This window comes from Alteromonas sp. 5NW40-0090 (genome assembly GCF_057552975.1).
Genome location: NZ_BAAJLT010000037.1, coordinates 1 through 419 on the forward strand (window position 1 = coordinate 1; position 419 = coordinate 419).

The 419-nt window shown below is 48.2% G+C and carries 1 rRNA gene; it reads right to left on the reverse strand.

Annotated elements, in window-relative coordinates:
• A 23S ribosomal RNA gene (locus AC27KT_RS19795) occupies positions 1-419 on the reverse strand; the annotation flags it as partial.

A 419-nucleotide genomic window follows, 5' to 3' on the forward strand; every position in this document is an offset into this window, starting at 1 on the left:
CATGGCTAGATCACCGGGTTTCGGGTCTATACCTAGCAACTAAACGCGCAGTTAACACTCGCTTTCGCTACGGCTCCGTTATTCACTTAACCTTGCTACTAAATATAAGTCGCTGACCCATTATACAAAAGGTACGCAGTCACCCCGAAGGGCTCCCACTGCTTGTACGTATACGGTTTCAGGTTCTATTTCACTCCCCTCACAGGGGTTCTTTTCGCCTTTCCCTCACGGTACTGGTTCACTATCGGTCAGTTAGGAGTATTTAGCCTTGGAGGATGGTCCCCCCATATTCAGTCAAGATAACACGTGTCCCGACCTACTCGATTTCACTGTAAAGATTGCGTCGTGTACAGGGCTATCACCTTGTATCGCTCCTCTTCCCAAAGGATTCCACTACATTCAATACAGCTTAAGGGCTG